Below are 26,416 nucleotides of genomic sequence, written 5' to 3' on the forward strand. Positions count from 1 at the left end.
ATCGAGGGGAGGGTAAAGGCGCGCTCAATGCCTGAAATGCCGCACGCCGGTGAACACCATGGCGATGCCGTGCTCGTCGGCGGCGGCGATGACGTCGTCGTCGCGCATCGAGCCGCCGGGCTGGATCACGGCCGTGGCCCCTGCCTCGATCGCCGACAGCAGGCCGTCGGCGAAGGGGAAAAAGGCGTCGGAGGCGACGACGGAACCCTTGGTCAGCGGCTCGGCAAGGGCCCCGGCTTCCGCCGCGTCGAGCGCCTTGCGGGCGGCGATGCGCGAGGAATCGACGCGGCTCATCTGGCCGGCGCCGATGCCGACTGTGGCGCTATCCTTGGCGTAGACGATGGCGTTCGACTTGACGTGCTTGGCGACGCGGAAGGCGAATTTGAGATCGGCCATCTCGGCCGGCGTCGGGGCGCGCTTGGTCACTACCTTCAGCTCGAGGTCGTCGACCACCGCGTTGTCGCGGCTTTGCACAAGAAGCCCGCCGGCGACCGATTTCACCGTCGTGCCGGCGGCGCGCGGGTCGGGCAGGCCGCCGGTCACCAGCAGGCGCAGGTTCTTCTTGGCCGCCACGATCGCCGCAGCCTCGTCGGTGGCGCCCGGCGCGATGATCACTTCGGTGAAGGTTTTCACGATCTCCTCGGCCGCCTCCGCATCGAGGACGCGGTTCATGGCGACGATGCCGCCGAAGGCCGAGACCGGGTCGCAGGCCAGCGCCTTGGCGTAGGCCGCCTTCAACGTTGCGCCTTCGGCTACGCCACAGGGATTGGCGTGCTTGATGATGGCGATCGCCGCCGAGCGGGCCGGATCGAACTCGCCGACCAGCTCGAAGGCGGCGTCGGTGTCGTTGATGTTGTTGTAGGAGAGCTGCTTGCCCTGCAACTGCCTTGCCGTCGCCACGCCCGGCCGCTTGTCGCCGGACAGATAGAAGCCGGCGCCCTGGTGCGGGTTCTCGCCATAACGCATCACCTGGTCGAGACGGCCGCCGAAGGCGCGCCAGGTCGGATGCTCGATCTCGAGCGCCTCGGCGAACCAGCCGGAGATCGCCGCGTCATAGGTCGCGGTGCGGGCAAAGGCCTTGGCCGCCAACTTCTTGCGGAAATCGAGCGACAGCGAGCCGAGATTCATCTCGAGCGCGTTGAGCACCGAGGCGTAGTCGGCAGGGTCGGTGACGATGGCGACATAGGCATGGTTCTTCGCCGAGGCGCGGATCATCGCCGGGCCGCCGATGTCGATGTTCTCGACGATCGAGGCGTAGCCGGCGCCGGAGCGGCGCACGTCCTCGAACGGATAGAGGTTGGAGACGACGAGATCGATCGGCTGGATGTGATGATCGTGCATGGCTTTCGCATGCTCGGGATCGTCGCGCACGCCGAGCAGCGCGCCATGCACCGACGGATGCAAGGTTTTGACGCGGCCGTCCATGATCTCGGGAAAACCGGTCAGCTCGGAAACATCGCGGACGCCGAGGCCCGCCTCGGCGATCGCCTTCGCCGTGCCGCCGGTGGAGACCAGCTCGATGCCGGCGGCGGCCAGCGCCTTGGCAAAGTCGATCAGGCCTGTCTTGTCGAAGACGGAAAGCAGCGCGCGTCGGACGGGAACGAGGTCGGGCGCGGGAATGTTCTTGGCGGGGACGGCCATGGGCTTGCGGCCTTTCAAGGCTGGTTGGGAAACGTTCGCGGGCCGTAGCATATGAGGCCCGGAAATCAAGCGCGCAGCTGGGATCGTCCGATCCTGCTTTAGTTGTTTTCGGGGTAGCCGGCGATGTGGGTGCGCGTCAGCTGCCAGTGCACCTCGGCAGTCTCCGAGGCCTTGAAGCCAAGCACGATCTGCCGGCTGCGGCGCGGCCCGCCGAGCCCGGCGAAATAGATCGATTCCTCGACCTCCGGCGCCACTTCCGTGCAAGTGAACACCCAGGTGTCGCCCTGGGAGGCCGCCAGGGTCAGGCGATCCTGCTCGTCCTGCAGCAGGCTGATGTCGGGATGGATGTGGAAGCGCACCGTGACGAAGTCGCGGCCATTGTTGCGGATCGCGCCTCCCCCGGGGCGCAGGAAACGGTCGCGGCCGGTCAGCACATTGCCGCCAGCCGCCAGCTTCAGCTCGCGCTCATGCAGGAAGCCGAAGCGTGCCGCATAGCCGTCGTGGCGGGCGACAAAGCCGTGCACTCCCTTCTGGTCGATGCGCCTGCAGGGCACGTGCTGCGGACCGGCGATCAGCGGCGAGCCGAGCAGGTCGCTGACCCGCAGCGAATGGCTGAAGCGCGCCAAGGACGTATCGTTGACGGTGGCGGTCGAATGCGCGGCGGTGGCACGCGCAAGCGGGCGGAATTCGGCGGCGCCATAGGTGTCGATGCCGGCATTGACGATGAAATGCTGGCGCCCGGAAGAAAGCTCGAAGGCGAGGCATCCGGCATGCGCGGCGTTGGCGACGTCGACAGGCGGTGGCGTGCCGGTGTCGGCGATCGCCGTGACGCCGCCCATCGACAGGCGCTCATAGCCGGAATGCGGCGCGTGCAGCAGCGGCGCGCCGACCGTGTCGTCATGGCGCAGGATGGTGGCGATGCGATCGTGGATCGTGGCGCCCATGCCGTTGAAGCGGGCAAGGCTGCCGTCCTGGTGGCGGAAAAAGCGCAGCGCCGGCAGCATGCGGTCGATGGCGTTGATCAAGGCCGGCGGCGGCGCCTCGGCCTGGTTGGCATAGGTCTGGCGCAGCGGCAAAAGATCGGCCAGCAATTCCAGCACCGTCATCGGGTTGCGCGAGATATGGCCGCCGTCGGGCAGGATCTGGCGGTCGAGCTCCTCGGCCAGGTTGCGCGAGGCGCTGCGCAGCGCCGAGGCTGGCGCCGGCAGCGACAGGGCGGCGAAGGCGAGCGCGATGCGGGCGCGCAGTCTGTCCTTGCCGTCCGGCATCTCGCGCGCCATCGACCGCAGATAGCGGATCTGCATGGCGAGCGATTTGAGGAAGGCGCGGTAGAAGGGAAACTCGGCGCCTTGCAGCACGACGGAGGAATGCTGCAGCCATGCGATCACCCGCTTGGCGCTCGTACCCGGCTCCCAGGCGACGCCGGATATCTGATTGCCGTGCATGGCGACCCAGTCGGAGACCAGGGCGCGAGCATTGGCGGCGGCGAGCTCGGTGCCGGCGGCGCGCATGTGGCGCAGCCAGCGGAAGGCATGCAGCGATTTTTGCCAGCCGCGGTTGGGCACGTTGATCTGGAAGGGCGATTTGCCGCCGGTCTCGACCAAGTGGCCGGACAACGGGTAGCGGCCATAATAGATTTCAAGCGCGATCTGCGGATCGGCGAGCCTCAGATCCGGCGGCGCGATGAGGACGCGCTCCGGCGTGCGGCCGGAATAGCGCCAGCGATAGATGGGGCCGGCGCGAAGGCGCCGGCGCGTCTTGCGCCAGAACTCCCTCGCGACAAGCGTCCAAAGACGCGTCGTGCTGCCGGCAACAAGTGCCAAAACCCCTCCTGATCGTCCGCTACCCCAAGCACAAGCTTATATGATTCAAGAACTTATGCGAAGGCGGATTTCGCCGAAGTGAGGCCTTCACGCGGCGCCGCCGGGGTCGTCCCTAAAAAAGTCGGCTGGCTGGGCGGGATCGGGTTGCGATTTCTTGCCGGTCATCAGCGTTTGCCGCGACGCCCGCGCGCTACAGGGGCGGCAATCGCCGCTTGACGGAGATTCCTTTGATGACGGCTGTGCTGGTGACGGCATGCTCGGAGAGAGACTCAAGGACATCGTCCATCTGCTCGATCGAATGAACGACCAGGCGCGCAAGAAAGGGATCGTCGCCGGTGATCTTGTCGCATTCGACAAATTTCGGCTGCTCCTGAATGAGCTTCTCGACCAGATGCAGCTTGCCGGGCAGCGGCCTGATCCTCACCATCGCCCGGATCTCGTAGCCGATCGCGCGCGTATCCACATCTAGGGTGAACCCCCGAACCACGCCGCCGGCTTCCAGCCTACGGACCCGTTCCGACACGCTCGGCGCCGACATGCCGACAAGCCGGGCGAGCTCGCTCATCGACAATCGCGCATCGGAATCGAGCGCGGCAAGAATGCGTGCGTCGGTCTCGTCTAGCGTAGAGTTTCCAGATTGAAGGTGTCGAGGGGATTTTGCCTTCGTCATGGCATGGAACCTAGCCGATCATCCCTTGTCATTCCATATAAAACAGCCGGTCAAATTGCATGATGGCTCCAACAGGAGAAAGTCATGCTGCTTGGGATCATCGCCGGCCTCGCCACTTGCGCCTTGTGGGGCCTGACCTTCGTTGCGCCTCGGGCCGTCGCCCCGTTCACCGCATGGGACCTAACCATTGCACGCTATGGCATCTTCGGCTTGGCCTGCCTCCTTCTGATGCTCGATCGACGGTTTCGGCCCACCGGCTTTGCCCCCTCCCGACTCCTGACAGGCCTGCTTCTCGGCGGTGCGGGATATGTGGGGTATTTCGTCAGCGCCGCGTTCGCGGTGCAACTCGCGGGCGCAGCCATCCCGCCGATTACCATCGGCACAATGCCGGTGTTTTTGGCGATCGTCGCCAATGTCAGGGATCGCTCCGCGCCATGGCAGGCTCTCGCCTTGCCCTTGATGTTGATCGCGGTCGGCGTGGCGATGGTCAATGTCGTGACGATCAGCGCGGCGGACATTCCCGATACGGCGTCGATCATGCTCGGCATTCTCGCCAGTTCCGTCGCGTTGGCGATCTGGATTGCCTATGGGCTGGCAAACGCGGCCGTGATGCGGTCAGACGACGCACCGGACGGGCTGCGGTGGACAGGGCTACAAGGCATTGGGGCGGCCATCGGAAGCCTGCTCTTGTTGCCGCTCGCCTCATTCAGGCTGGCGGATACGGCCTCGGCTTTTGAGTTCTTCCGCTTCGTCGGATGGGCGCTGCTGATGGGACTGGCCGGCTCGTGGTTCGCAACCTGGTGCTGGGTCCTGGCTTCCCGTCGCCTGCCACTCGCATTGTCGGCGCAACTCATCGTTGCCGAAACGGTGTTCGGCCTTGCCTATGGCTTCATGTTCGAAGGGCGGTTGCCGTCTTCCGCCGAAGCGATCGGGGCGTCATTGCAGTGCGCGGGTGTCTGCGCGGCCATCGCGGCGTTCAGCAAGTCGCGGACCTTGGCACAATCGCCGCAAATCTCCTGAATTCCGCGGCAAATCGTGTCCCGAACCTCAACGGGAATTCCTGTCGCCTAGCTCGGTCGCTCTGCGCATGCGGGCGGCGAAGAAGCCGTCGAGCCCCGAAGTCCCAGGCGTTTCCATCACCATGTCAGCCGGCGTGGTGCGCAGCGTGCCTTCAGGTGTGAGAAACGGGTCGAGGCCGGCGAATTCGCCTGCTTGGATCGGATCGGCGGCCACGCCGGAGGTTTCGGCAAGGAAAGCGCGGTACAGCTCCTCACCCTCGATCGGGTCGAGCGAACAGTTGGAAAAGACGATCCGTCCGCCGGGTTTGACGAGGCTGACGGCGTGAGTGAGCAGCCGGCGCTGGAGCGCGGCGAGTTTCTCGACATCGGCCATGGTCTTCGTCCACGGCACGTCGGGATGCCTACGCACGGTGCCCGTCGACGAGCAGGGGGCGTCGAGCAGCACGGCGTCGAACAGTTTTTCCGGCCGGTAGTCGAGCAGGTCGGTCTGCACCAGTTCCGCCGACAGGCCGAGGCGCTCGAGATTCTGTTCCAGCCTGGCCAGCCGGTTCTTCGAGGTGTCGACGGCGGTGACGTTGGCGCCGGCGAGGATGAGCTGCACCGTCTTGCCGCCGGGAGCGGCGCAAAGGTCGGCGACGCGTAGCCCGTTGATGTCGCCGAACAGGCGTGCCGGTAAAGCTGCCGCCGCGTCCTGCACCCACCAGGCGCCGTCGGCGAAGCCCGGCAGGTCGGTCACGCCGGCCTGTAGCTTCTCGACGCGCACCGTGCCCGTGGGAAGCACGATGCCGCCCAGCTTCTCTGCCCAGAGCGCCGGATCGGATTTGACGGTGAAATCGACCGGCGCCTCGTGACGGTGGGCAGCAAGGATGGCCCGCGCCTTATCGGCGCCGTAGGCGGCGATCAGCCGTTCGGAAAACCATTGCGGCGCTTCGTTCGTGGCGGCAAGCGCGGGTGCAAGCTCGGCGTCCTTGGCGCGAGCCAGCGAACGCAGCACGCCGTTGACGAGTCCGGAGAAACGCAGCGTGCGCGGGTCGGACTTGGCGTGGGTGACGGCGAGGTCGACCGCGGCGCTATCGGGGATATCGAGGAACAGGATCTGCGCCGCCGCGACATGCAGGATATGCGACAGCGCCGTAGCGTTGGCCGGCAGCGGCCTTTCCAGACGCTTGGCCAGCAGCCCGGCAATGGTCATGCGGTGGCGCAGCGCCGTGACCAGGATGGCGCGGACCAATGCGCGGTCTCGGGCATCGAGCGTCTTGTATTGCGGATGGCCGTGCTCGTTGTCGGTCAGGCCGTCGAGCGGGGTGCGGGCATCGACGACGGCGGCGAGCAGGCGCGCGGCGGCCTTGCGCACGGCAAGGCCGGCGATCTGCTCGCCCGCATTGCCGTCACGTCTGCCTGGGTTCTGCGGTCGGCGCTTGGCTCCGCTCACGACCACGGACCCTTGGGTCCTGCGCCGCGGGGTCCGGTCGGGTTGCGGCCCCACGGATTGGGCTTGGCCCGCTCCGGCTCGGCCGGCGGCGTGGACTCGGACGGCTTGCCCCACGGTCCGGCCTGCGCCTCGTCTGGGCGGCTTGGCGCCGGCGCCTCGTGCGGCGCGGCCGGCGCGGCGCCGCCCATCGCGCCCGCCATCTGCTGCAGGGCGGCGATGCGGTTCTCGGTGCTCGGATGGGTCGAGAACAGATTGTCCATGCGCTCGCCGGAGAGCGGGTTGATGATGAAGAGATGGGCCATGGCCGGATTGCGCTCGGCGTCCGGGTTGGGGATGCGTTCGGCGCCGCGCGCGATCTTGTCGAGCGCGGAGGCCAGCCACAGCGGCTGGCCGCAGATCTCGGCGCCGCGGCGGTCGGCCTCGTATTCGCGGGTGCGGCTCACCGCCATCTGCACGATCATGGCGGCGAAGGGCGCGACCAGCATGGCGACAAGCACGCCGACGAAGCCGAACGGGTTGTTGTTGTCGCGGCTGCCACCGAAGAAGAAGGCGAAGTTGCCGAGCATCGAGATGGCGCCGGCAAGCGTCGCGACGATCGTCATGGTAAGCGTGTCGCGATGCTGCACATGGGCAAGCTCGTGCGCCATCACGGCCGCGACCTCCTCGCGGCTGAGCCGCTCCAAGAGCCCGGTCGAGGCGGCCACGGCCGCGTTCTCCGGATTGCGGCCGGTGGCGAATGCGTTGGGCTGCGGGCTATCGATCAGATAGGTCTTGGGCATCGGCAGGCCGGCCTGCTTGGCCAGCGCCTGGACGATCGCATAATATTCAGGCGCATTCTTCTCGTCGACCTCGACGGCGCGGTTCATCGACAGCACCATCTTGTCGGCATTCCAGTAGCTGAACAGGTTCATGCCGGCGGCGAAAAGCAGAGCAATGATCATCCCGCCCGAGCCGCCGATCAGAAAGCCGACGCCCATGAACAGCGCGGTCATCGCGGCAAGAAGCATGGCTGTGCGAAGCGTGTTCATCGTCTCTTCCGTTTGGTGTAGTGGCGAACAGGGATCGATCCGTCTTGCATCATGGCTATATGATGGGAAAGGCCGGTCATCGTTTCAATCGGCCCCTGTTTTAATCGGCAAGGCATATCGCATGACCGAACAACCCAGCAAAACCGAAACTGCCGATGGCGGCACGCCGCACAAGACGCTGACGCCAGAGGCGCAGCGCGCCCTGGCCGAAGCCGAAGCCAGGCGAAAGGCTTACCGCGAGGCGGAGGCCCGTCTGCCGAAGGAGGTCGGCGGCCGCGGCGGCAACGAACCCGGGCGCTACGGCGACTGGGAGGTGAAGGGGCTCGCCAGCGATTTTTGACAAGAACTAGGCTGCGTCGCGCTGCGGCTCGAGGACCATCCAGCCGCTGTCATCCGTGGCGAAGCCGAGCGAGTCGTATGTGGCGATGCTGGCGTGTGGCGTCACAACCGGATGGACGTGCGTGGCGCTGATCACCATCACCGAGGCGCCGGAAGCTTCGCCCGCCGCGATACCGGCCGGCGCATCCTCGAAGACCAGGCAATCGCGCGCTTCGACGCCGAAACGTTTCGCCGCCAAAAGGAAGCAGTCGGGCGCCGGCTTGCCGCGGGTGACGTCCTCCGCGGAAACCATCATGGCTGGAATCGGAATGCCTGCCGCTTGCAAGCGCAGCAGCGCCAGTTCGCGCGGCGCCGAGGTAACGATCGCCCAGCGCTCTAGCGGCAGCGACTTGAGAAAGGCAACGGCGCCGGGGATCGCAATGATGCCCTCGAGGTCGGCGGCCTCGGCCTTGAGCAACGCTTCGGCTTCCACGATCGGATCGATGCCGGGAAGCTTCAGCGCGGCGATCGTCTCTCTCGCGCGCCTGCCATGGATCGTCGGCAGGAAGCTCGCGACGTCGAGGCCGTGGCGATGGGCCCACGTCGTCCACACCCGTTCCGCCGCGGCGATCGAGTTGAGGACCGTGCCGTCCATATCGAAAAGGAAGGCGGCGAACTTTCTGCCTGCGAACATTTGATTTCCTGGAGAATCGTTTTCGGGGAGGGCGAAACGCAACCATAGTCTAAACCGCCCAACGCCGCGTGAGAAGGCGCTGGCGGTTCAACCTCGCCACATCATAGCCCAGGCGGCTGTACCACTACGGCTCCAGCACCGCTGTTGACCAAGTTCGGCACAGACCCCGCTGTGCCGAACCGGGATGGGCCGCAATTGCTCCGAAGATCATGGTAAGCGCTTCCTGAACGGCATTTTCATGGCCGCTTTTTCGTTTACCGGCCGTTCACCTTCCTGCTTGCCGAAAGCAAGCAAAAACAATGAGTTAACCTGCGATTAAGCATCTTTCCTCCGACCGGCCGCCGCGTCTGGCCGAAATCCTGCAACGCCTCCGCCGTAGACAGTGGAGGCGGAAGGATGCGGCAGTTCAAAGATCTCGTTCGTGGGGGTCTCGTTCGTGGGGTGGACGGCCTTGCCCGGGATCGCGGAGGCAATTTCGCGGTTCTGTTCGGGGCTGCCGCATCGGTGCTGGCGCTGGGGGTGGGATTCGCGGTCAATATCTCGCAGCTCTACAATGCGAAATCGAGCTTGCAGGGCGTCGTCGACGCCGCCGTGACCTCGACGGCGCGCGATCTCACCCTCGGCGTCATCAAGGAAGCCGACGCCAATCGATCGGTACAGGCATTTCTCGACGCCAACAGCACGGCCGGCATCCTGCAGGCCGGCCAGATCGTGCTCGACAGGCTCACGATCAACAGAACGGAGAAGACCGTGCAGGCGGATGTGCATGCCGATATCGGCCTTTACTTTCCCCTGTTCAACATTGGCGACATGCAGCGCGTCGGCACCTCAACCACGGCGCTTTATTCCGACAAGAAGGTCGAGGTGGCGATGATGCTCGACATCACCGGCTCGATGGCGAAAAGGGGCAACGTCGATAAGATCGGCGATCTGAAAGCAGCGGCGAAAAACGCCGTCCGGACGATGCTTCAGAACCAGGATCCGAAGAACCCCCGCGTGCGCGTCGCGCTTGTACCCTATGCATCCGCCGTGAACGCCGGCAAGCTGGCGGAGAATGTCTATGCCGAGAGGCAGGGGAGCTCTGACCTGCCGCCCGTCGCCGGCAGCTCGCTTCTCGTCGCCAAGACGGGCAACAAGCTGCTGCCGTCCTTCGGCGACTACATCTCCATTGTCGGCGCGGCGACGCCTCGTTCCGATGATTGCGCCACGGAGCGCAAGGACAAGAACGGCGATCCGGATTTTAGCGCCGACGGCCCCGACACGGTTCGCACGGACAGGAACGGCAAGAAATATTACGCCCTGGTCAACCGGGATGATCATCTGGGTGGCGGCGGAATGAACAAGTGCCCTGATGCGGCGGCGATCCCGCTGACCGCCGATTCCGCCGCATTGCTTGATTCGATCGACGACTTCGAGGCCGGTGGTTATACGGCCGGCGCGATCGCCATTCAGTGGACCTACTATATGCTGTCGCCGCAATGGCGCGCGGCGATCAAGAGTGCCGGCCTCGGCAGCGGCCCCTCGGATACCAATGCGAAGAAGATTGCCAAGGTCGCGATCCTGATGACCGATGGCCAGTTCAATACCGCCTTCGCCAGCGCCGGGGGCAGCTACAACAACCAGGGCAACCTTGCGCGCGGCAACGCCGAGACGCTATGCGGCAACATGAAAAGTGACGGCATCGAGATTTTCACCATCGGCTTCGATCTCAACGACAAGGACATGTCGGCAACCGAGCGGGACCAGGCGAAGGCGGTGCTGAAGGATTGTTCGTCGAAGGACGTCTCCGCCGCCAACAAACATTATTTCGAGGTGTCCACCGGCGTGGAACTGGATAACGCCTTTCAGGAAATCATCCGCAACACCGAAAAGGTCACGCTGACGCAGTAATCCGCAAACGGAAAAGGCCGCCGTTTCTTGGCGAAGCAGGCGGCCTTCCGTGTTTCCGTCCATGACGCGGCTCCTGGCGGAGACCCCATCGGGTCACCTGCCGCGCGTTTCGCGCCTTAACGGGAAGACTGCTTCCCGGAAGTGCAATCCGCTGAGCTCACGTTCTGGAAAACGAAATCACTCGACATCGGATCACCTCCTTTCAGTTTGTTGAACACAGCCAAATGATGGGGTGCGTCGCGGCAAAAGACAAGATCACTTAACGGAATGGTTAGGCCTCGGGCAGGAAATCCTCCTCCGCGGTGTTTTCGTGCAACAGATGGATTGCGGTCCACGGGCCGGTGGACGACAGTGGCTCGGGGACAGTATCGACGTATCGGGGAGGTGGGAATGGATGCCGCCGACAGAGCTGCGCGGATCGTGCGAACAGTCGTCGAAACGCTGAAGCCGGGCTTTGCGGTCAGGCTGTGGACCGGCGAGCGGATCGGGCCCGCCGACGGTCCGGTGCTCGCCATCAACGACCAGGACATCGTCTGGCAACTGGTGCGCCGGCCGGCTTTCTCGACACTGGTCGAGATGTGGATTTCCAAGACCGTCGACATCGAAGACGGCACTTTGTTCGATTTCTACGCCCTGCCGTCGCAAGGCAAGCTCAAGACGAAGCTCAGATCGTTGCCGAAGCTGGCGATCCTGCGCGACCTGCCAATGGTGCTGTTTTCGCGAAAACAGATGACGGCGCGCAGCGATCTTTCCGGCCGCAAGCCTTTCGTCAGCGGATCGAACAAGGAGGCGATCCAGCACCATTACGACATTTCGAATGCCTTCTACCGGCTCTTCCTCGACGAGCGCATGGTCTACAGCTGCGGCTATTTCAGGGATTTCGCCAACGGCATCGACCAGGCGCAGATCGACAAGCTCGACCACATCTGCCGCAAGCTCAGGCTGAGACCCGGCGACAGGCTGCTGGACATCGGCTGCGGCTGGGGCGCGATGCTCATCCATGCGACTAAGCATTACGGCGTCGTCGGGCACGGCGTCTCGCTGTCGGAAGCGCAGACGGAGCTTGCCCGCGAGCGCATCCGCGCCGAGGGGCTGGAGGACCGCATCACCATCGAGATAAAGTCCTATGCCGAGCTCTCCGGCAGCTTCGACAAGATCTCGTCGATTGGCATGTTCGAGCATCTCGGGCTTGCCAACCACGCGGCCTACTTCTCGGCTGTCCACCGCCTGCTGAAGCCAGGCGGCATCTATCTCCACCACGCCATCACCAGGCGCAGCAAGGGCGACATCAGGAAGACGCTGCGCAAGGGGCCGGAATACAAGGCGCTGATCAAATATATCTTCCCCGGCGGCGAGCTCGACACGATCGGCATGACGCTCGGCAATCTCGAAGCGCATGGCTTCCTGGTCCACGACGTCGAGAACTTGCGCGAGCACTACGCGCGTACCTGCCACCTGTGGGCGGAGCGTCTCCATGCACACTTCGACGAGGCGATCGCCGAGGTAGGCGAGGCGAAGGCGCGGCTCTGGCTGCTCTATCTCACCGGCTGCTCGATCGCCTTCGAGCGCGCCTCGGCGCAGATTTTCCAGACCGTCGCCACCAAGCGCGCGCGTGGCCCGAGTGGCCTGCCGCCGACGCGGGCGGATTTGTACCGGTAACGCGGCAGGCTCTCGGTTCCGCCATCCTCACTCCGCGATACCGAGCGAGGCAAGATAGGTCGCGGAAGCCGGTATCTTGGCCTTGTCCTTGATCTCGATGATCAGGCGCGGATTGCTTTCGAGTTTGGCAAGCGCGGCAAAGACCGCTCTCCATCGGATCGTGCCCTCACCCAAGCTCCAGTGGCGATCGGCGTAGCCGTCACCATCCTGCAAGTGGACGTGCTGCAGACGATTGCCCGCGGCGTGCACATAGTAATCAACCGGTGGAGCGCCGGTCGAACCGTGGGCATAATAGGCATGGCCGGTGTCGAGCGAGACGGCAACGGCAGCGGAACCGAAGCTGTCGGCCAACCCGACGCGGATATGCGGATCCTTGTCCTCGATATTCTCGATGACCAGGGTGCAGCCGATGTCCTCGGCCCGCTTGACGGCATCGCGCAACGTCAGATGGCAGCACTCGATTATTTTGTCGCGGTCGCTGGGGTTGTTGTCGAGATTGTTATAGGACCAGGTCGTATAGGGGCTGTGGACAACCATCTGCGTCGCGCCGATGGCGGCGCAGATCTCGATTCCCTGTATGTGACGTCTGCTCACGACATCGCGGACATCAGGGTCACTCGACGCAATGGTCAAGCCCCAGAAAGGTCCGTGAATCCCGAGCCGTCCACGGTGTCCGTCGAGAAGCTTTCTGGCGCGGGCGGCGAGCGGTGTCCAGTCGCCACTAAGAACTCTCGCATCGACGAAGCTCTGCAGCTCCAGATCGCGCTGCCTTTCGAATAGCCAGTCGCGGTGGATTTCGACGTCGTCCAATGTCATGGCGGCGCCAAGAACGGGCAAGGAAGTCATCGGGGCTCCGGTAGGTGAGATTTGAAGGTAGTTGGACAACAAGGCAGACCGTGCGGTTCTATGACGCCGTTTTCTGTCATGCGTATTACACGCAGCGCCAAGCCCGCGGCGTCAAGATCATGGCGTCATCACGCAGCATAACGGGACCGGTATGAATCTTTTTGACGCAATTCCGGACCGAAAACCGTTTCACTTGCTGGAATTGCCCTAGACAAAGCGCATCGGCGCGCCGGTCTCGACGCGTGCCGGCCTGTCCACGGTGCAGTAGACGCCAAGATTATGGGCGTTGTGACGCACCAGGTTGCGCAGGATGCCGGGATCGTTGTCGAAGCCGTCCTGGGCAATGATGGTGAAGCCGCAGCGGCGGCAAGGCTCCGAGACGGTGAGCAGGAGATCGCCGACCGCGAGCTTGCGGCCGATCCATTCCGTCTCCGGGAAGGAGCCTTTGACCGGGTCCATGTCGACGACGATGTTGGGGCGGAAGCGGCGCGGGTCGGCAGCCCCCTCCGGATGCAGCGCCTTGAGCCGCGCCAATGAGGCGGTGGTCAGCAGATGGATCGGCGCCTTGCGATAGCGCGCCTGCGTCAGCGGACCGGAATAGGCCGGCGGTGCGTTCTCCTGACCGAACGGCCGGATCGAGGCTGTGAAGCCAAGATAAGCAGACACGGCACGATCGCATTCGGCGCCGGGCGCGCTCAGCCAGTCGCCGCCAGGAACGGCCACCTCCAGGTCACGATCGTTGCTCAGCCTGGTGCGGATGCGCGGCACCTTATGCCATTTGGCATCGCGGTCGGGCCGCGCGATTTCATTGTCGGTGGCGTCGACCAGGCCGAACATACGGTCGCCGTCGATGGTTTCGACGTCGACGGAGATCGCGTCCAGCCGCTCGCCGGCGAGCGAGCTCGCCGGATAGCGCCAGAGCTGGCTGACGGTGCCGAGTGAAGCCTGAACTGTCATCAGGCCCTTTTATTCTGCCGGTTGGCGACAAGGTCGTCGACGACGGCCGGATCGGCCAGCGTCGAGGTGTCGCCGAGCGCGCTGTAATCGTCCTCGGCGATCTTGCGCAGGATGCGCCGCATGATCTTGCCCGAACGGGTTTTCGGCAAGCCGGGCGCGAACTGGATCTTGTCCGGAGTGGCGATGGCGCCGATCTCCTTGCGGACGTGGTCGATCAGCTCCTTGCGCAATCCATCGCCCGATGCCTCGCCGGCCATCAGCGTGACGTAGCAGTAGATTCCCTGACCCTTGATGTCGTGCGGATAGCCGACGACGGCGGCCTCCGAGACCTTGTCGTGGCTGACCAGCGCCGACTCCACTTCCGCCGTGCCCATGCGATGACCGGAGACGTTGATGACGTCGTCGACGCGGCCGGTGATCCAGTAATAGCCGTCGGCGTCGCGGCGGCAGCCGTCGCCGGTGAAGTATTTGCCCTTGTAGGTGGAGAAATAGGTCTGCACGAAGCGATCGTGATCGCCATAGACCGTGCGCATCATGCCGGGCCATGCATCGATGATGCAGAGATTGCCGTCGGCCGCCCCTTCCAGCACCTTGCCCTCGCCGTCGACCAGTTGCGGCTGGACGCCGAAGAAGGGCCGCGTCGCCGAACCCGCCTTGAGGTCGGTGGCGCCGGGAAGCGGCGTGATCAGGATGCCGCCGGTCTCGGTCTGCCACCAGGTGTCGACGATCGGCACCTTGGCGTTGCCGACGACGTTGAAATACCACTCCCAGGCTTCGGGGTTGATCGGCTCGCCGACCGTGCCCAAAACGCGCAGCGACTTGCGCGAGGTCTTCTTCACATGGCCGTCGCCGGCGCCCATCAGCGCGCGCAGCGCCGTCGGCGCGGTGTAGAAGATGTTGACCTTGTGCTTGTCGATGACTTCCCAGAAGCGCGACTGCGAGGGATAGTTCGGCACACCTTCGAACATCAGCGTGGTGGCGCCGTTGGCCAAAGGCCCGTAGACGATGTAGCTGTGGCCCGTCACCCAGCCGACATCGGCGGTGCACCAGTAGATGTCGCCGTCATGGTAGTCGAAGACATATTGGTGGGTCATCGCGACATAGACGAGATAGCCGGCGGTGGTGTGCAGCACGCCCTTCGGCTTGCCGGTCGAGCCCGAGGTGTAGAGGATGAACAGCGGATCCTCCGCCTTCATCTTCTCCGGTTTGCAGTCGGCCTTAACGGTCGCCGCCTCGTCGTGGTACCAGACGTCGCGTCCCGGCACCCAGCCGGTCTTGCCGCCGGTGCGGCGCACGACCACCACCTTTTCGACCCTGGTGCCGGCCTTGGCGGCGATGTCGATCGCCTTGTCGGCGTTGTCCTTCAGCGGGATCGGCTTGCCGCCGCGCAGGCCCTCGTCGGCGGTGACAATGATGGTCGACTTGCAGTCGTCGATGCGCCCGGCGAGCGCATCGGGCGAGAAACCGCCGAAGACGACCGAGTGGATGGCGCCGATACGCGTGCAGGCCAGCATCGCGTAAGCCGTTTCCGGGATCATCGGCATGTAGATGGTGACGCGGTCGCCCTTCTTGACGCCATGCTTCTTCAGCACATTGGCGAAGCGGCAGACATGCGCATAAAGCTCGTTATAGGTGATCTTCCTGTCATCGTAGGGGTTGTCGCCCTCCCAGATGATGGCGGTCTGGTCGCCGCGCTTCTTCAGATGGCGGTCGATGCAGTTGTAGGAAACGTTGGTCTGGCCGTCCTCGAACCACTTGATCGAGACCTTGCCGTCGAAGGAGGTGTTCTTGACCTTGGTGAAGGGCTTGAACCAGTCGATGCGCTTGCCGTGCTTGCCCCAGAACTTGTCCGGATTTTTCACGCTGTCGGCATACCATTTGAGATAGGTGTCGTTGTCGATCAGCGCGTTTTTCTTCCACGCCGGCTGGACGCGGTGGACACGGACGTCGGACATTTTAGCTTTCCTCCGGGACGGTTCCGCTGGCTTGAAGCACCAGCGGCATCGCGGCGAACCGGCCGCGAATTCGCGGGCATTATTAACAGTTCCGCGCCGACGGCAACATTAGACGTTGGATTCGCGTGGCGGGATGACGCAGGGTAGCTGCGAAACGCTGTCAGCACTCCCACCTCATCGCTGCTAACCGACTGTTTTAGCGATGGAAAACTGCCCCTGGTGCTGCTAAAATCAATAGACAGTTAAGCAACTGAGCGCAGAATCGCGCGTTGGGAGGAAAGGAGATCGACCTAGGGGCTGCGATGCGTGACCGTTCCGAAATGGATCTGATGCTCAAGGGCTATGGGCTGACGACGGCCAAGATTCTCTATCATTTCCCCGATCACCCGCACTTGCTGCAGAGCTATATCTGGCAGGACTACGACATCGCCCCAAAATTTCCGGTGCTGATCCGCTTCATCGAATTCTGGAAGACCAGGCTCGATGGGCCATTGCATTCGGTCACCTACACGCACCAGACGCTGATCGCGCCGAACGAGTGGCGGAAGGTGGACGGGGAGTTCGTGTTGCATTGAGGCGTCGCGCATAATCTCCCCCCCTTGAGGGGGAGATGTCGCCGAAGGCGACAGAGGGGGTTGCCGCGCGTGGAGCGCCAATGCCCTCCATGACGAGAGACGACGCTGGTGCTCTACGTGAGACGACCCCCTCTGGCCTGCCGGCCATCTCCCCCGCAAGGGGGGAGATCGGCAGCTTCAACGCTGGCGCTCACACCGCCGGCGGGTTCAGCCGGGCGAAGCCTTCCTGGCGGCGATAGGGGAAGTACGGATAGGGCGCGGTCACCGCGCTTGCTTCATCGAGCGCCTGCATCTGCTCCGGCGTCAACACCCAGCCGACGGCGCCGAGGTTCTGGCGCAACTGCTCCTCGTTGCGCGCGCCGATGATCACCGACGACACGGTCGGCCGTTGCAGGAGCCAGTTGATGGCGACCTGCGGCACGGTCTTGCCGGTTTCGGCGGCGACCGCCTCGAGTGCGTCGACAACCCGATAGAGATGCTCGTCCTCGACCGGAGGGCCGAAGCTCGCCGTGTCGTGCAGCCGGCTCTTTTGCGGCAGCGGCTGGCCGCGGCGGATCTTGCCGGTCAGCCGGCCCCAGCCGAGCGGGCTCCACACCAGCGCGCCGACGCCCTGGTCGAGGCCGAGCGGCATCAGTTCCCATTCATAGTCGCGCCCGACGAGCGAATAATAGACCTGATGCGCTACATAGCGCGGGTAGCCATGCTTGTCCGCAAGCCCGAGCGACTTCATCACTTGCCAGCCGGAGAAGTTGGAGACGCCGACATAACGCAGCTTGCCGGAGCGCAGGAGGTCGTCCAGCGTCGACAACACCTCCTCGATCGGCGTCGCGGCATCGAAGGCATGGAGCTGCAAGAGGTCGATATAGTCGGTGCCGAGACGTTTCAGCGCCGCGTCGACGGACCGTATCAGCCTCGAGCGCGACGAGCCGTAGTCGGCCGGCCCGTCGCCCATCGGCAGCGCGGTCTTGGTCGAGATCAGCACCGCGTCGCGACGACCCTTGATCGCTTCGCCAAGCACCTCCTCCGAGGCGCCGTTCGAGTAGACGTCGGCCGTGTCGAAGAGATTGACGCCCGCCTCCAGGCAGATGTCGACCAGCCGGCGTGCTTCCTTGGCGTCGCTGTTGCCCCAGGCGCCGAACAGAGGGCCCGAGCCGCCGAAGGTTCCGGCGCCGAAGGAAAGCGCCGGCACTTTCAGGCCGGAGGCGCCGAGACGTCGATACTCCATGATGGTTCTCCTTGGGATGTCGAAGACGGAATTGATCTGATCAACACTGTGCCAGCGCCGGCGAGCCGATCGCGCGGCGCTCGAGGCGCTGCGCCAGAAGGACCACGGCCAGCGCCACGAGCGGCACCAGGCCGGCGACAAGCGTGACGGCGCCCAGGCCCGGTCCGTGATCGATGACGAAGCCGCCGAGCCAGGCGCCGATGGCATTGCCGAGATTGAAGGCGGCGATGTTGAAGGACGAAGCGAGGCCCTGGCCGGCGCCCTTGGCCTTTTCCAGCACCCACATCTGCAGCGGCGCGACGGTGGCGAAGGCGGCCGCGCCCAGCAGGCCGACGGCGATGATTGCCGCAATCGGCTGATGTATCGCGGCGGTCATGACGAACAGTACGGCCGACAGGGCGATCAGCGTGCCGATGACTGTCGGCACCAAATGCCGGTCGGCAAGGCGCCCGCCAAGCAGGTTGCCGGCGACCAGCCCGCCGCCGAAGACGAGCAGGATCGGCGACACGGCGGCTTCGGAAAAGCCGCTGATGCGGGTCAGGATCGGCGCCAGATAGGTGAAGGCGGCAAAGACGCCGACCCAGCTCAGCACCGTGGTCAACAGGCCGAGCAGCACCGGCCGGCGGCCAAGCACGGTAAGCGCGCCTTCGGAGCTCTCGTCCTCGTCGGCCGCGGCCGGCTCGTCGCGCGGCACCAGCAGCGCGATCACGGCCAAGGCGATGACGCCGACCAGCGTGACGGCGAGGAAGGTGGAGCGCCAGCCATAGGCCTGGCCGAGCCAGGTGCCGAACGGCACGCCGAGGATGTTGGCGACGGTGAGGCCGGTGAACATCAGCGCGATCGCCGACGCCTTCCTGTTCGGCGCAACAAGGCTGGTCGCGACGACCGAGCCGACGCCGAAGAAGGAGGCATGGGCGAAAGCGGTGAGCACGCGCGCCGCCATCAGCGTCCAATAATCGGGCGCCAGCGCACAGGCGAGGTTGCCGATGGTGAAGACCACCATCAGGGCAAGCAGCAGCGTCTTCTTCGCCAGGCGGCCGGTGAGCACGCCGAGCAGCGGCGCGCCGACGACGACGCCCAGCGCATAGCCGGAAATGAGCAGGCCAGCGGCCGAGATCGAGACGCCGAGATCGGCGCTGACATCGAGCAGCAGGCCCATGATGACGAATTCGGTGACGCCGATGCCGAAGGCGCCGGCGGTGAGGGCATAGAGGGCAAGAGGCATGGCGATCGTCCGTTTGATTGCTGAAGGACGCCCCGTCCGCGCCCGACCGGGTAGATCGTTATCCGCCAAGCTGTGAACCAGCCTTGCATCGGGCATATTTTCTGTGAAATAGATTCACGAATGGCGAGGCCCGAAATCAACCGCTCCGGCGAGATCGAAGTGTTCGTCCGCGTCGTCGAGGCGGGCAGTTTTTCGGCCGCGGCGCGGCGGCTCCGCATGACGCCGTCGGCGGTGAGCAAGCTGATCGCGCGCTTGGAGGCGCGGCTCGGCGCTCGCCTCGTCAGCCGCTCGACGCGCCGGCTGCAACTGACCCCGGAAGGGGCCGCCTTCCACGACAGCGGCCTGCGCATTCTCGCCGATCTCGATGCGGCCGAGCGCGAAGCGGCGGCGGGTGCCGCGCCCCGCGGCAGGCTCAGGGTCAACAGCTATGTGCCCTTCGGCCAGCATCGGCTGATGCCGCTCTTGCCGCGCTTCCTGGAACGCTATCCGGAGATTAGCGTCGAGGCGGTGCTGACCGACAATGTCATCGACCTTCTGGAAGAGCGCGCCGATGTCGCCATCCGCGCCGGTCCGCTGCGCGAGTCACGTCTGGTGGCGCGCAAGCTTGGCCAGAGCCCGATGGTGGTGATTGCCGCTCCCGCCTATCTCGAAGCCCGCGGCATGCCACGCACGCCCGCCGATCTCAACCGTCACAATCTGCTTGCCTTCGGCTTCGCGCGGCATATCGACGGCCTGCCTTTCATCGGCGTGGATGGCGCACCGATCGTCGTCCCGATTGCCGGCAACGCGACGGTCAGCGACGGCGAGGCGATGCGGCTGACCGCGTTGGCGGGTGCCGGCATCGCCCGGCTGGCGCGCTGGCATGTCGAGCCCGATATCTTTGCCGGGCGACTAGTTTCGCTGCTGGAGGAGTTCAATCCCGGCGACGAGGAGCCGACGCACGCGGTCTATGTCGGCCAGGGCAAGCATCTGCCGGCCAGGGTGCGGGCGTTTCTCGACTTTCTCGTGGAGACGGTGCGTCTTTGAAGGAATCAAAAAGCCGCGCACCAGGAAGCGCGCGGCTTTAGAGCGTTTCACCGTTTCACGGAAACGGCGAACCGCTCTATCTCTTTGTTTTGACGCAATTCCGGACGGAAAACCGCTCACACTTTTCCTGGAATTGCTCTAGATATCGGCCAGATGTCAATCGGGCTCAAGCCTTCGGCACGAAGGGCGCCGGACGCCGGCCGGCGCCTTGCCGCTCCAGCATCCAGCCGGGATATTCTGAAGGCAGCGCGCTGACCTCGTCGAGCTTGGCAAGATCGCCGGCATCGAGCTTCAGCCCGGTTGCGGCGAGGTTCTGCTCGAGCTGGTCCATGCGGCTGGCGCCGATGAGGACGCTCATCACGAAGGGCTTGGCCAGCACATAGCCCAGCGCCACCGTGGCGACGCTGACGTCATGCTTCTTGGCGATCTCGCGCATGACGGCGACCGCGGCCCAGGCGCGGTCCTCGTTGACCGGCGGGAAGTTGAAGCTGGCGCGGCGGCCTTCGCCATTGCCCGGCGCGCCCGGGCCGTATTTGCCGGAGAGCAGCCCGCCGGCCATCGGCGACCAGACCATCAAGCCGAGCTTCTCCTCGTTGATCAAAGGCACGATCTCGCGCTCGAGATCGCGGCCGGCGATCGAGTAATAGGATTGCACCGTCTCGAAGCGGGCATAGTCCTTGCGCTCGGCGATGCCCAATGCCTTGGCGATGCGCCAGGCCTGCCAGTTGGAGACGCCGACGTAACGCACCTTGCCGCTGGCGACGAGGTCGTCGAGCGCCCGCAGCGTCTCGTCGATCGGCGTCACCGTATCGGTGCCGTGCAGCTGGTAGAGATCGATGTGGTCGAGCTGCAGCCGCTCTAGGCTGCCGTCGATCGAGTCCATGATGTGGCCGCGCGAGGAGCCGCGCTGGTTCGGGCCTTCGCCCATGACACCATGCACCTTGGTGGCGATGATGACGTCCGAGCGCTTGACGCCAAGGTCCTTGAGCGATTGGCCGAGCAGCCGCTCCGACGCACCGAAGGAGTAGACGTCGGCGGTGTCGAAGAAATTGATCCCGGCGGCGATCGAGCGGCCGACGATCTCGTTCACGCCCTTTTGGTCAAGGCTGGCGATGAGGCCCCATTGGGCGTTCTCACCGGCGGCGCCGAAGGTCATGGTGCCGAGGCAGAGTTCGGAGACGAACAGGCCGGTGTTGCCGAGTTGGTTGTAGCGCATGGTGAATTTCCCCGAGAGAAGGATTGGGTGACACGGTTGAATGACATGTTTGTCTGACTGACACGGTTTTGTCTGACTGACACCGGGGAAATAGGAACGGTCCGTTTCGTTTCAAGCGCTGGCGCAACGCTATCGTCCGGTTGGAGGGGCCGGTAACGCGATCGTGACGAAGAGGTCGGCACCGGATCGCCTATCCAGTTCCCGACAGAAAACCGCTGCGCGCTTCTCCTCGGATCGCTCAGCTTTCGATCAGGGCGAGGATCGCGAATGCCGTCATGCCGAAGGCGACGGCGGCAAGCGGCAGGAGAATTTCGATCGTCGCGGTGCTGGCTTTCACCGGATGCTCGCCGGTGTCGAATTCGCCCGCGATCCAGTCGGGGAAAGTTTTGGGCTTGCTCGGACGGCCGATCCGGTGATGGCGCCAAACGTGGCCGGCGATGGCCGGCAGCGCCACCGCCATCACGATGAAACCGGTGACGACGAAAAGCAGATATTCGTCATAACCGCCGGCGAAACCGATCCAGGCCGATAGCGCATAGCAGGCCGCGAGCCCCACCATGGCGAAATAGACCCACCGGTGCAGCCCACGGGAGACTTGCTGGTTTTGTGTGATTTCCTGGTCGTGGCGTGTGACGGTCATCGGGGCCTCCTTTCACTTGAAGGAGCCACGCGCGCGTTCCTTCGAGCGCACGTAGTGAGCCGACCCGGCGGTGCAATGCGGTGGTGTGACGCGTCTGCTTTAGCCGTTTGTTTTTCATCGGAATTCCGGGCGGAAAACCGCTAACGTACGTTTCCTGGGATTGGACGGTGTGCTTGCGTCGGCAAAATCTCGCATTGTGGAGATTGGCCGAAGCGCCAGTCAGCTCGTCATCCTGGGGTCTGCGCTCCGCTTCGCGGCGCTACGCCCAAGGGATGACGACGCCGGGACTTCGTGTCGTGGAATTAGTCGCGGCTGCCGAAGATCGCCGAGCCGACCCTGACGCTGGTCGCGCCGAAGGCGATCGCCGTCTCGTAATCGCCGGACATGCCCATCGAGAGTTTTGCGACGCCCGCCTCGCGGGCGAGCTTTTCCAACAGCGCGAAATGCGGGCCGGGGTTTTCGTCCGCCGGCGGTATGCACATCAGGCCTTCGATGGCGAGGCCATGGAAGTCACGGCAGCGCTTGACGAAGGCGACCGCCTCGCGCGGCTCGATGCCGGCTTTCTGCGGCTCAGAGCCGGTGTTGACCTGGACATAGAGTTTTGGCGTCCGGCCGTGCTTCGCAATCTCCTTTGCAAGCTCGGCGGCGATCTTCTCGCGGTCGACCGTCTCGATGACATCGAAAAGCGCTACCGCTTCCTTGGTCTTGTTGGATTGCAGCGGGCCGATCAGATGCAATTCGATATCGGGAAATGCCTCTCTCAGCGCCGGCCATTTACCTTGCGCTTCCTGCACACGGTTCTCGCCGAAGACGCGCTGGCCCGCCTCGATCACAGGGCGAATATCTTCCGCCGCAAAGGTCTTCGACACCGCGACCAGCGTGACGACGCCGGGTTCGCGCTTGGCCTCGCGCTCGGCATTTGCGATCCTCGCCTTGACCGCGAGAAACTGTTCTACGGCACTCGTCATGCCCATATCCTGCCTGTAGTTTCAGCGCCAACGCCGGATCGCCACAGTTGACGGGTCCGGCAATCCATGGTGAACACCGCGACGACATATCGGCTGCCGGTCTTGTCCGGCGCCGCGCACCTGCTTTTAAGTGAAAAACATCCGATGGCAACCGAACGATACAATCCGCGCACCTCCGAGCCCAAATGGCAGAAGGCCTGGGCCGAAAAGAAGCTGTTCGAAGCCCGGAACGACGACCCCAAGCCGAAATACTACGTGCTCGAGATGTTCCCCTATCCGTCGGGCAAGATCCATATCGGCCACACCCGCAACTATACGATGGGCGACGTCGTGGCGCGCTACAAGCGCGCCAGGGGTTTCAACGTGCTGCATCCGATGGGCTGGGACGCATTCGGCATGCCGGCCGAGAACGCGGCAATGCAGAACAAGGTCCACCCCAAGGACTGGACCTATGAGAACATCGCGGTCATGCGCGAGCAGCTCAAGGTCATGGGCCTGTCGCTCGACTGGGCGCGCGAGTTCGCCACCTGCGACGTCGACTATTACCACCGCCAGCAGATGCTGTTCCTCGACTTCGTCGAGAAGGGGCTGGTGACGCGCAAATCCTCCAAGGTCAACTGGGACCCGGAGGACATGACGGTGCTCGCCAACGAGCAGGTCATCGACGGCCGCGGCTGGCGCTCGGGCGCACTGGTCGAGCAGCGCGAGCTGACGCAGTGGTTCTTCAAGATCACCGACTTCGCTCAGGACCTGCTGGAGTCGCTCGAGCGCCTCGACGAATGGCCTGAAAAGGTCAAGCTGATGCAGCACAACTGGATCGGTCGTTCGGATGGCTTGCTGATCCGCTGGCCGCTGGCGGCTTCGGTCGGCGACATGCATGAGTTGGAAGTCTACACGACAAGGCCGGACACGATCTTCGGCGCCTCCTTCATGGCGGTGGCCGCCGATCATCCGCTGGCGAGGAAGGCCGCCGAAAGCAATCCCGCGCTGGCCAAGTTCATCGACGAGGTCCGCCACATGGGCACCTCGGTGGCGGCGCTGGAGACGGCCGAGAAGAAGGGTTTCGACACCGGCATCCGCGTCGTCCATCCGTTCGACGAGAACTGGACGCTGCCGGTCTATGTCGCCAATTTCGTGCTGATGGAATACGGCACCGGCGCGATCTTCGGCTGCCCGTCGGGCGACCAGCGCGACCTCGACTTCGCCAACAAATACGGCCTGCCGGTGATCCCGGTTGTCATGCCGGAAGGCGAAAATCAAGGAAGCTTCCAGATCATCGATGAAGCCTATGTCGACGACGGCGTGATGATCAATTCGCGCTTCCTCGACGGCATGAAGCCGGAGAGGGCGTTCGACGAAGTGGCGAAGCTGCTCGAACAGAAGACGATCGGCGGCCGGCCGATGGCCGAGCGCAAGGTGAATTTCCGCCTGCGCGACTGGGGCATCTCGCGCCAGCGCTACTGGGGCTGCCCGATCCCGATGATCCATTGCGAGGCCTGCGGCGTGGTGCCGGTGCCGAAGGCCGACCTGCCGGTCAAGCTGCCCGACGACATCGAGTTCGACCGTCCGGGCAATCCGCTCGACCGCCACCCGACATGGCGGCATGTGAAATGTCCGCAATGCGGCCGCGACGCGCGGCGCGAGACCGACACGATGGACACCTTCGTCGACTCGTCCTGGTATTTCGCACGCTTCACTGCGCCCTGGGCAAATGAACCGACCGAGCCGAAGGCGGCCGACGAGTGGCTGGCGGTCGACCAGTATATCGGCGGCATCGAGCACGCGATCCTGCATCTGCTCTATTCGCGCTTCTTCACCCGCGCCATGCGCGAGACCGGGCACCTCAATCTCGCCGAGCCGTTCAAGGGCCTGTTCACGCAAGGCATGGTGGTGCACGAGACCTACCGGGTCGGCGGCCCGTCGACCAATGGGCGCTGGCTGTCGCCGGGCGAGGTCAGGATCGAGGATGCGGGCGGCAAGCGCCGCGCCATCGAGATCGCCACCGGCGAAGAGGCGACGATCGGCGCGCTCGAGAAAATGTCGAAGTCGAAGAAGAACACGGTGAGCCCGGAAGAGATCACCGACGGCTACGGCGCCGATACGGCGCGCTGGTTCATGCTGTCGGACTCGCCGCCCGAGCGCGACGTTGAATGGACGGACGAGGGTGCGGCCGGCGCGCATCGCTTCGTGCAGCGCGTCTGGCGCCTGGTGCAGATCGCGGCCGAGCAGCTCAACGGCGTGAAGCCGGCCGCGGCGAAAGAGGGCGATGCCGGAGCCGTCTCCAAGGCCGCGCACAAGATCCTGAAGGCGATCGGCGAGGATATCGAGAAGCTCGGCTTCAACCGGGCGATCGCCCGCATCTACGAGCTTGCCAATGCGCTGACGGCGCCGCTCAACGATGTCGCCGAAGGCAAGGCCGACGCGGCGCTGAAGGGCGCCTGCCGCGAGGCCGTGGAGATCCTGGTGCATGTGATCGCGCCGGTGATGCCGCATCTGGCCGAGGAATGCTGGCAGGAGCTGGGCGGCACCGATCTCGTCGCGGAACGGCCTTGGCCGGTCTACGATCCGGCTCTCGTCGTCGACAACGAGATCGTGCTGCCGGTGCAGGTCAACGGCAAGAAGCGCGGGGATTTGACAATTGCCCGCGACGCGGATCAAGGTGCCGTCGAAAAAGCGGTGCTGGCCCTCGACTTCGTGCAAAAAGCGCTCGATGGTAAGGCTCCCCGCAAGGTGATCATCGTCCCGCAGAGGATCGTCAATGTCGTTGCCTGATCCGGAAAAGTCACAGGCGGCGCATTTGCTGCGCCGCGCGGCTCTCTTCGGGCTGGTCGCCTCGCTGGCGCTGGTCTCGGCCTGCACGGTGCGGCCGCTCTATTCCAGCCAGCCGCTGACAGCCGGCTCGCAGGTCGGCGCCGCCGCCGAGCTGGCATCGATCTCGATCAAGCCCGTCGGCTCGCGCGCCGGCCAGCAGGTGCGCAACAATCTGATCTTCGCTTTCGGCCAGGGTTCGGGCGAACCGGCTTCGCCCGCCTACACGCTCGACCTTGGCGTCAGCGAGCTGGTCGAGTCGGCGGCCATCGTCCAGGTGCAGACCGAAGAGGACGAGCCGACGGCGGGCACCGTGACGCTTACCGCCAATTACGTGCTGCGAGATGCGACCGGCGCGGTGGTAGCGGTCGGCAAGCGGTCGATCCCGTCGTCCTTCGACCGGCCGCGCCAGGAGTTTGCGGCCTACCGGGCGCAGATCGACGCCGAGAACCGCGCCGCCCGCGAGCTTGCCGATCTGCTTCGGCTGGCGATCGCCCAGGATTTGGCCAAGCACGGCAAGAAGGCCTAAAGTGTGTTGATTTTCAGGCGAGGCCGGCCTGCAAATGCCGGTTTCCAGCGCTTCCGGCCTTCGCCGACCGAAGCGCTCATAAGTGGCGTGGCAGTTAAATTAAGGCTACGGCCGGCATAAGCCGGTTCCCGGAAACCGTCCAGTTTGGTCGCTTCGCGCCCGTCTTCGCCTCCGGCTCGGCTTGACCAGATTGTCGGATGCAGAAGCTCCAACAATCCAGTCATGTGGTTGCTCTCCGGCGTCCAGGCATCATCTCGCATGCGCTCATGTCA

The 26,416-nt window shown here is 64.5% G+C and carries 22 protein-coding genes; 8 read left to right on the plus strand and 14 right to left on the minus strand.

The genetic code is table 11. The annotated features are described in order from the left end of the window. Positions 1–24: 24 nt before the first annotated feature. The 3 genes from purH to RFM40_RS19845 form a co-directional block, all read right to left on the minus strand. The gene (purH, locus tag RFM40_RS19835; RefSeq protein WP_320278062.1) at positions 25–1,641 is read right to left on the minus strand and encodes a bifunctional phosphoribosylaminoimidazolecarboxamide formyltransferase/IMP cyclohydrolase; all 1,617 of its coding nucleotides are present in this window, start codon (positions 1,639–1,641) and stop codon (positions 25–27) included. A gap of 98 nt (positions 1,642–1,739) precedes the next feature. After that, positions 1,740–3,464, minus strand: a complete 1,725-nt coding sequence (locus tag RFM40_RS19840; protein WP_320278063.1) for a heparinase II/III family protein — start codon at positions 3,462–3,464, stop codon at positions 1,740–1,742. Positions 3,465–3,654: 190 nt separating this feature from the next. After that, positions 3,655–4,134 (minus strand): Lrp/AsnC family transcriptional regulator, encoded by a 480-nt coding sequence (locus RFM40_RS19845; protein WP_320226747.1) that lies wholly within the window; start codon positions 4,132–4,134, stop codon positions 3,655–3,657. Between the two features lie 84 nt (positions 4,135–4,218). Between RFM40_RS19845 and RFM40_RS19850 the strand changes: the two genes are divergently transcribed. Beyond that, complete coding sequence (locus RFM40_RS19850; RefSeq protein ID WP_320278064.1) at positions 4,219–5,154, plus strand: DMT family transporter; 936 nt, start codon at positions 4,219–4,221, stop codon at positions 5,152–5,154. 27 nt (positions 5,155–5,181) lie between these two features. Here the strand turns inward: RFM40_RS19850 and RFM40_RS19855 are convergent, their stop codons facing one another. Together RFM40_RS19855 and htpX are read right to left on the minus strand one after the other, a co-directional pair. Next, positions 5,182–6,591 carry an RsmB/NOP family class I SAM-dependent RNA methyltransferase gene (locus tag RFM40_RS19855; RefSeq protein ID WP_320278065.1) on the minus strand — a complete coding sequence of 470 codons (1,410 nt, stop codon included), beginning with the start codon at positions 6,589–6,591 and terminating at the stop codon, positions 5,182–5,184. After that, complete coding sequence (htpX, locus tag RFM40_RS19860) at positions 6,582–7,613, minus strand: zinc metalloprotease HtpX (protein ID WP_320278066.1); 1,032 nt, start codon at positions 7,611–7,613, stop codon at positions 6,582–6,584. Before htpX ends, RFM40_RS19855 begins: the two co-directional genes overlap by 10 nt. 121 nt (positions 7,614–7,734) lie before the next feature. Here htpX and RFM40_RS19865 point away from each other — a divergent pair, with 121 nt between their 5' ends. Further along, positions 7,735–7,953, plus strand: coding sequence for a DUF1674 domain-containing protein (locus RFM40_RS19865; protein ID WP_320278067.1), 219 nt, complete (start codon positions 7,735–7,737; stop codon positions 7,951–7,953). A gap of 6 nt (positions 7,954–7,959) precedes the next feature. Here RFM40_RS19865 and RFM40_RS19870 read toward each other — a convergent pair whose 3' ends face one another. Beyond that, positions 7,960–8,625 (minus strand): HAD-IA family hydrolase, encoded by a 666-nt coding sequence (locus tag RFM40_RS19870; RefSeq protein ID WP_320278068.1) that lies wholly within the window; start codon positions 8,623–8,625, stop codon positions 7,960–7,962. A 396-nt stretch (positions 8,626–9,021) separates the two neighbouring features. On the opposite strand from RFM40_RS19870, the gene RFM40_RS19875 reads away from it, so the two are divergent. Continuing rightward, entirely contained in the window at positions 9,022–10,515 is a 1,494-nt protein-coding gene (locus tag RFM40_RS19875; RefSeq protein WP_320278069.1) for a TadE/TadG family type IV pilus assembly protein, read from the plus strand. Positions 10,516–10,905: 390 nt separating this feature from the next. Continuing rightward, positions 10,906–12,174, plus strand: a complete 1,269-nt coding sequence (locus RFM40_RS19880) for a cyclopropane-fatty-acyl-phospholipid synthase family protein (protein WP_320226740.1) — start codon at positions 10,906–10,908, stop codon at positions 12,172–12,174. Between the two features lie 27 nt (positions 12,175–12,201). Here RFM40_RS19880 and RFM40_RS19885 read toward each other — a convergent pair whose 3' ends face one another. From RFM40_RS19885 to acs, 3 genes are all read right to left on the minus strand, one after another. Beyond that, positions 12,202–13,020, minus strand: a complete 819-nt coding sequence (locus RFM40_RS19885) for a sugar phosphate isomerase/epimerase family protein (protein ID WP_320278070.1) — start codon at positions 13,018–13,020, stop codon at positions 12,202–12,204. A 207-nt stretch (positions 13,021–13,227) separates the two neighbouring features. Beyond that, positions 13,228–13,977 carry an MOSC domain-containing protein gene (locus RFM40_RS19890; protein ID WP_320278071.1) on the minus strand — a complete coding sequence of 250 codons (750 nt, stop codon included), beginning with the start codon at positions 13,975–13,977 and terminating at the stop codon, positions 13,228–13,230. Then, positions 13,977–15,932, minus strand: a complete 1,956-nt coding sequence (gene acs / locus RFM40_RS19895) for an acetate--CoA ligase (protein ID WP_320278072.1) — start codon at positions 15,930–15,932, stop codon at positions 13,977–13,979. The genes RFM40_RS19890 and acs overlap by 1 nt, the downstream gene beginning before the upstream one ends. A gap of 302 nt (positions 15,933–16,234) precedes the next feature. Here acs and RFM40_RS19900 point away from each other — a divergent pair, with 302 nt between their 5' ends. Continuing rightward, positions 16,235–16,507, plus strand: a complete 273-nt coding sequence (locus RFM40_RS19900; protein WP_320226736.1) for an usg protein — start codon at positions 16,235–16,237, stop codon at positions 16,505–16,507. A 190-nt stretch (positions 16,508–16,697) separates the two neighbouring features. Here the strand turns inward: RFM40_RS19900 and RFM40_RS19905 are convergent, their stop codons facing one another. Together RFM40_RS19905 and RFM40_RS19910 are read right to left on the minus strand one after the other, a co-directional pair. Next, positions 16,698–17,732 carry an aldo/keto reductase gene (locus RFM40_RS19905; RefSeq protein ID WP_320226735.1) on the minus strand — a complete coding sequence of 345 codons (1,035 nt, stop codon included), beginning with the start codon at positions 17,730–17,732 and terminating at the stop codon, positions 16,698–16,700. A gap of 40 nt (positions 17,733–17,772) precedes the next feature. Beyond that, entirely contained in the window at positions 17,773–18,957 is a 1,185-nt protein-coding gene (locus tag RFM40_RS19910; protein WP_320226734.1) for an MFS transporter, read from the minus strand. Positions 18,958–19,077: 120 nt separating this feature from the next. Between RFM40_RS19910 and RFM40_RS19915 the strand changes: the two genes are divergently transcribed. Continuing rightward, positions 19,078–19,983, plus strand: a complete 906-nt coding sequence (locus RFM40_RS19915) for a LysR family transcriptional regulator (RefSeq protein WP_320278073.1) — start codon at positions 19,078–19,080, stop codon at positions 19,981–19,983. 166 nt (positions 19,984–20,149) lie between these two features. Here RFM40_RS19915 and RFM40_RS19920 read toward each other — a convergent pair whose 3' ends face one another. The 3 genes from RFM40_RS19920 to RFM40_RS19930 all read right to left on the minus strand — a co-directional run bounded on the left by RFM40_RS19920 (position 20,150) and on the right by RFM40_RS19930 (position 22,807). Beyond that, entirely contained in the window at positions 20,150–21,199 is a 1,050-nt protein-coding gene (locus tag RFM40_RS19920; RefSeq protein WP_320278074.1) for an aldo/keto reductase, read from the minus strand. 238 nt (positions 21,200–21,437) lie between these two features. Continuing rightward, the gene (locus RFM40_RS19925) at positions 21,438–21,839 is read right to left on the minus strand and encodes a hypothetical protein (protein ID WP_320278075.1); all 402 of its coding nucleotides are present in this window, start codon (positions 21,837–21,839) and stop codon (positions 21,438–21,440) included. A 302-nt stretch (positions 21,840–22,141) separates the two neighbouring features. Beyond that, positions 22,142–22,807, minus strand: a complete 666-nt coding sequence (locus RFM40_RS19930) for a YggS family pyridoxal phosphate-dependent enzyme (protein WP_320278076.1) — start codon at positions 22,805–22,807, stop codon at positions 22,142–22,144. A gap of 144 nt (positions 22,808–22,951) precedes the next feature. On the opposite strand from RFM40_RS19930, the gene leuS reads away from it, so the two are divergent. Both leuS and lptE read left to right on the plus strand, forming a co-directional pair. Continuing rightward, a complete protein-coding gene (leuS, locus tag RFM40_RS19935; RefSeq protein ID WP_320278077.1) occupies positions 22,952–25,579 on the plus strand; it encodes a leucine--tRNA ligase in 2,628 nt (875 codons plus the stop codon). Next, a complete protein-coding gene (lptE, locus tag RFM40_RS19940; protein WP_320226728.1) occupies positions 25,566–26,144 on the plus strand; it encodes an LPS assembly lipoprotein LptE in 579 nt (192 codons plus the stop codon). The genes leuS and lptE overlap by 14 nt, the downstream gene beginning before the upstream one ends. The last annotated feature ends 272 nt before the right edge of the window (positions 26,145–26,416 follow it).

It is taken from the genome of Mesorhizobium captivum (assembly GCF_033977165.1).
Classification (GTDB): domain Bacteria; phylum Pseudomonadota; class Alphaproteobacteria; order Rhizobiales; family Rhizobiaceae; genus Mesorhizobium; species Mesorhizobium captivum.

Excerpts from the sequence above, each read along its gene's own strand:
- purH (WP_320278062.1), bottom strand. The coding sequence starts at position 1,641 with ATGGCCGTCCCCGCCAAGAACATTCCCGCGCCCGACCTCGTTCCCGTC.
- RFM40_RS19845 (WP_320226747.1), bottom strand. The coding sequence starts at position 4,134 with ATGACGAAGGCAAAATCCCCTCGACACCTTCAATCTGGAAACTCTACG.
- RFM40_RS19850 (WP_320278064.1), top strand. The coding sequence starts at position 4,219 with ATGCTGCTTGGGATCATCGCCGGCCTCGCCACTTGCGCCTTGTGGGGC.
- htpX (WP_320278066.1), bottom strand. The coding sequence starts at position 7,613 with ATGAACACGCTTCGCACAGCCATGCTTCTTGCCGCGATGACCGCGCTG.
- RFM40_RS19865 (WP_320278067.1), top strand. The coding sequence starts at position 7,735 with ATGACCGAACAACCCAGCAAAACCGAAACTGCCGATGGCGGCACGCCG.
- RFM40_RS19870 (WP_320278068.1), bottom strand. The coding sequence starts at position 8,625 with ATGTTCGCAGGCAGAAAGTTCGCCGCCTTCCTTTTCGATATGGACGGC.
- RFM40_RS19875 (WP_320278069.1), top strand. The coding sequence starts at position 9,022 with ATGCGGCAGTTCAAAGATCTCGTTCGTGGGGGTCTCGTTCGTGGGGTG.
- RFM40_RS19880 (WP_320226740.1), top strand. The coding sequence starts at position 10,906 with ATGGATGCCGCCGACAGAGCTGCGCGGATCGTGCGAACAGTCGTCGAA.
- RFM40_RS19885 (WP_320278070.1), bottom strand. The coding sequence starts at position 13,020 with ATGACTTCCTTGCCCGTTCTTGGCGCCGCCATGACATTGGACGACGTC.
- RFM40_RS19890 (WP_320278071.1), bottom strand. The coding sequence starts at position 13,977 with ATGACAGTTCAGGCTTCACTCGGCACCGTCAGCCAGCTCTGGCGCTAT.
- acs (WP_320278072.1), bottom strand. The coding sequence starts at position 15,932 with ATGTCCGACGTCCGTGTCCACCGCGTCCAGCCGGCGTGGAAGAAAAAC.
- RFM40_RS19900 (WP_320226736.1), top strand. The coding sequence starts at position 16,235 with ATGCGTGACCGTTCCGAAATGGATCTGATGCTCAAGGGCTATGGGCTG.
- RFM40_RS19905 (WP_320226735.1), bottom strand. The coding sequence starts at position 17,732 with ATGGAGTATCGACGTCTCGGCGCCTCCGGCCTGAAAGTGCCGGCGCTT.
- RFM40_RS19910 (WP_320226734.1), bottom strand. The coding sequence starts at position 18,957 with ATGCCTCTTGCCCTCTATGCCCTCACCGCCGGCGCCTTCGGCATCGGC.
- RFM40_RS19915 (WP_320278073.1), top strand. The coding sequence starts at position 19,078 with ATGGCGAGGCCCGAAATCAACCGCTCCGGCGAGATCGAAGTGTTCGTC.
- RFM40_RS19920 (WP_320278074.1), bottom strand. The coding sequence starts at position 21,199 with ATGCGCTACAACCAACTCGGCAACACCGGCCTGTTCGTCTCCGAACTC.
- RFM40_RS19925 (WP_320278075.1), bottom strand. The coding sequence starts at position 21,839 with ATGACCGTCACACGCCACGACCAGGAAATCACACAAAACCAGCAAGTC.
- RFM40_RS19930 (WP_320278076.1), bottom strand. The coding sequence starts at position 22,807 with ATGACGAGTGCCGTAGAACAGTTTCTCGCGGTCAAGGCGAGGATCGCA.
- leuS (WP_320278077.1), top strand. The coding sequence starts at position 22,952 with ATGGCAACCGAACGATACAATCCGCGCACCTCCGAGCCCAAATGGCAG.
- lptE (WP_320226728.1), top strand. The coding sequence starts at position 25,566 with ATGTCGTTGCCTGATCCGGAAAAGTCACAGGCGGCGCATTTGCTGCGC.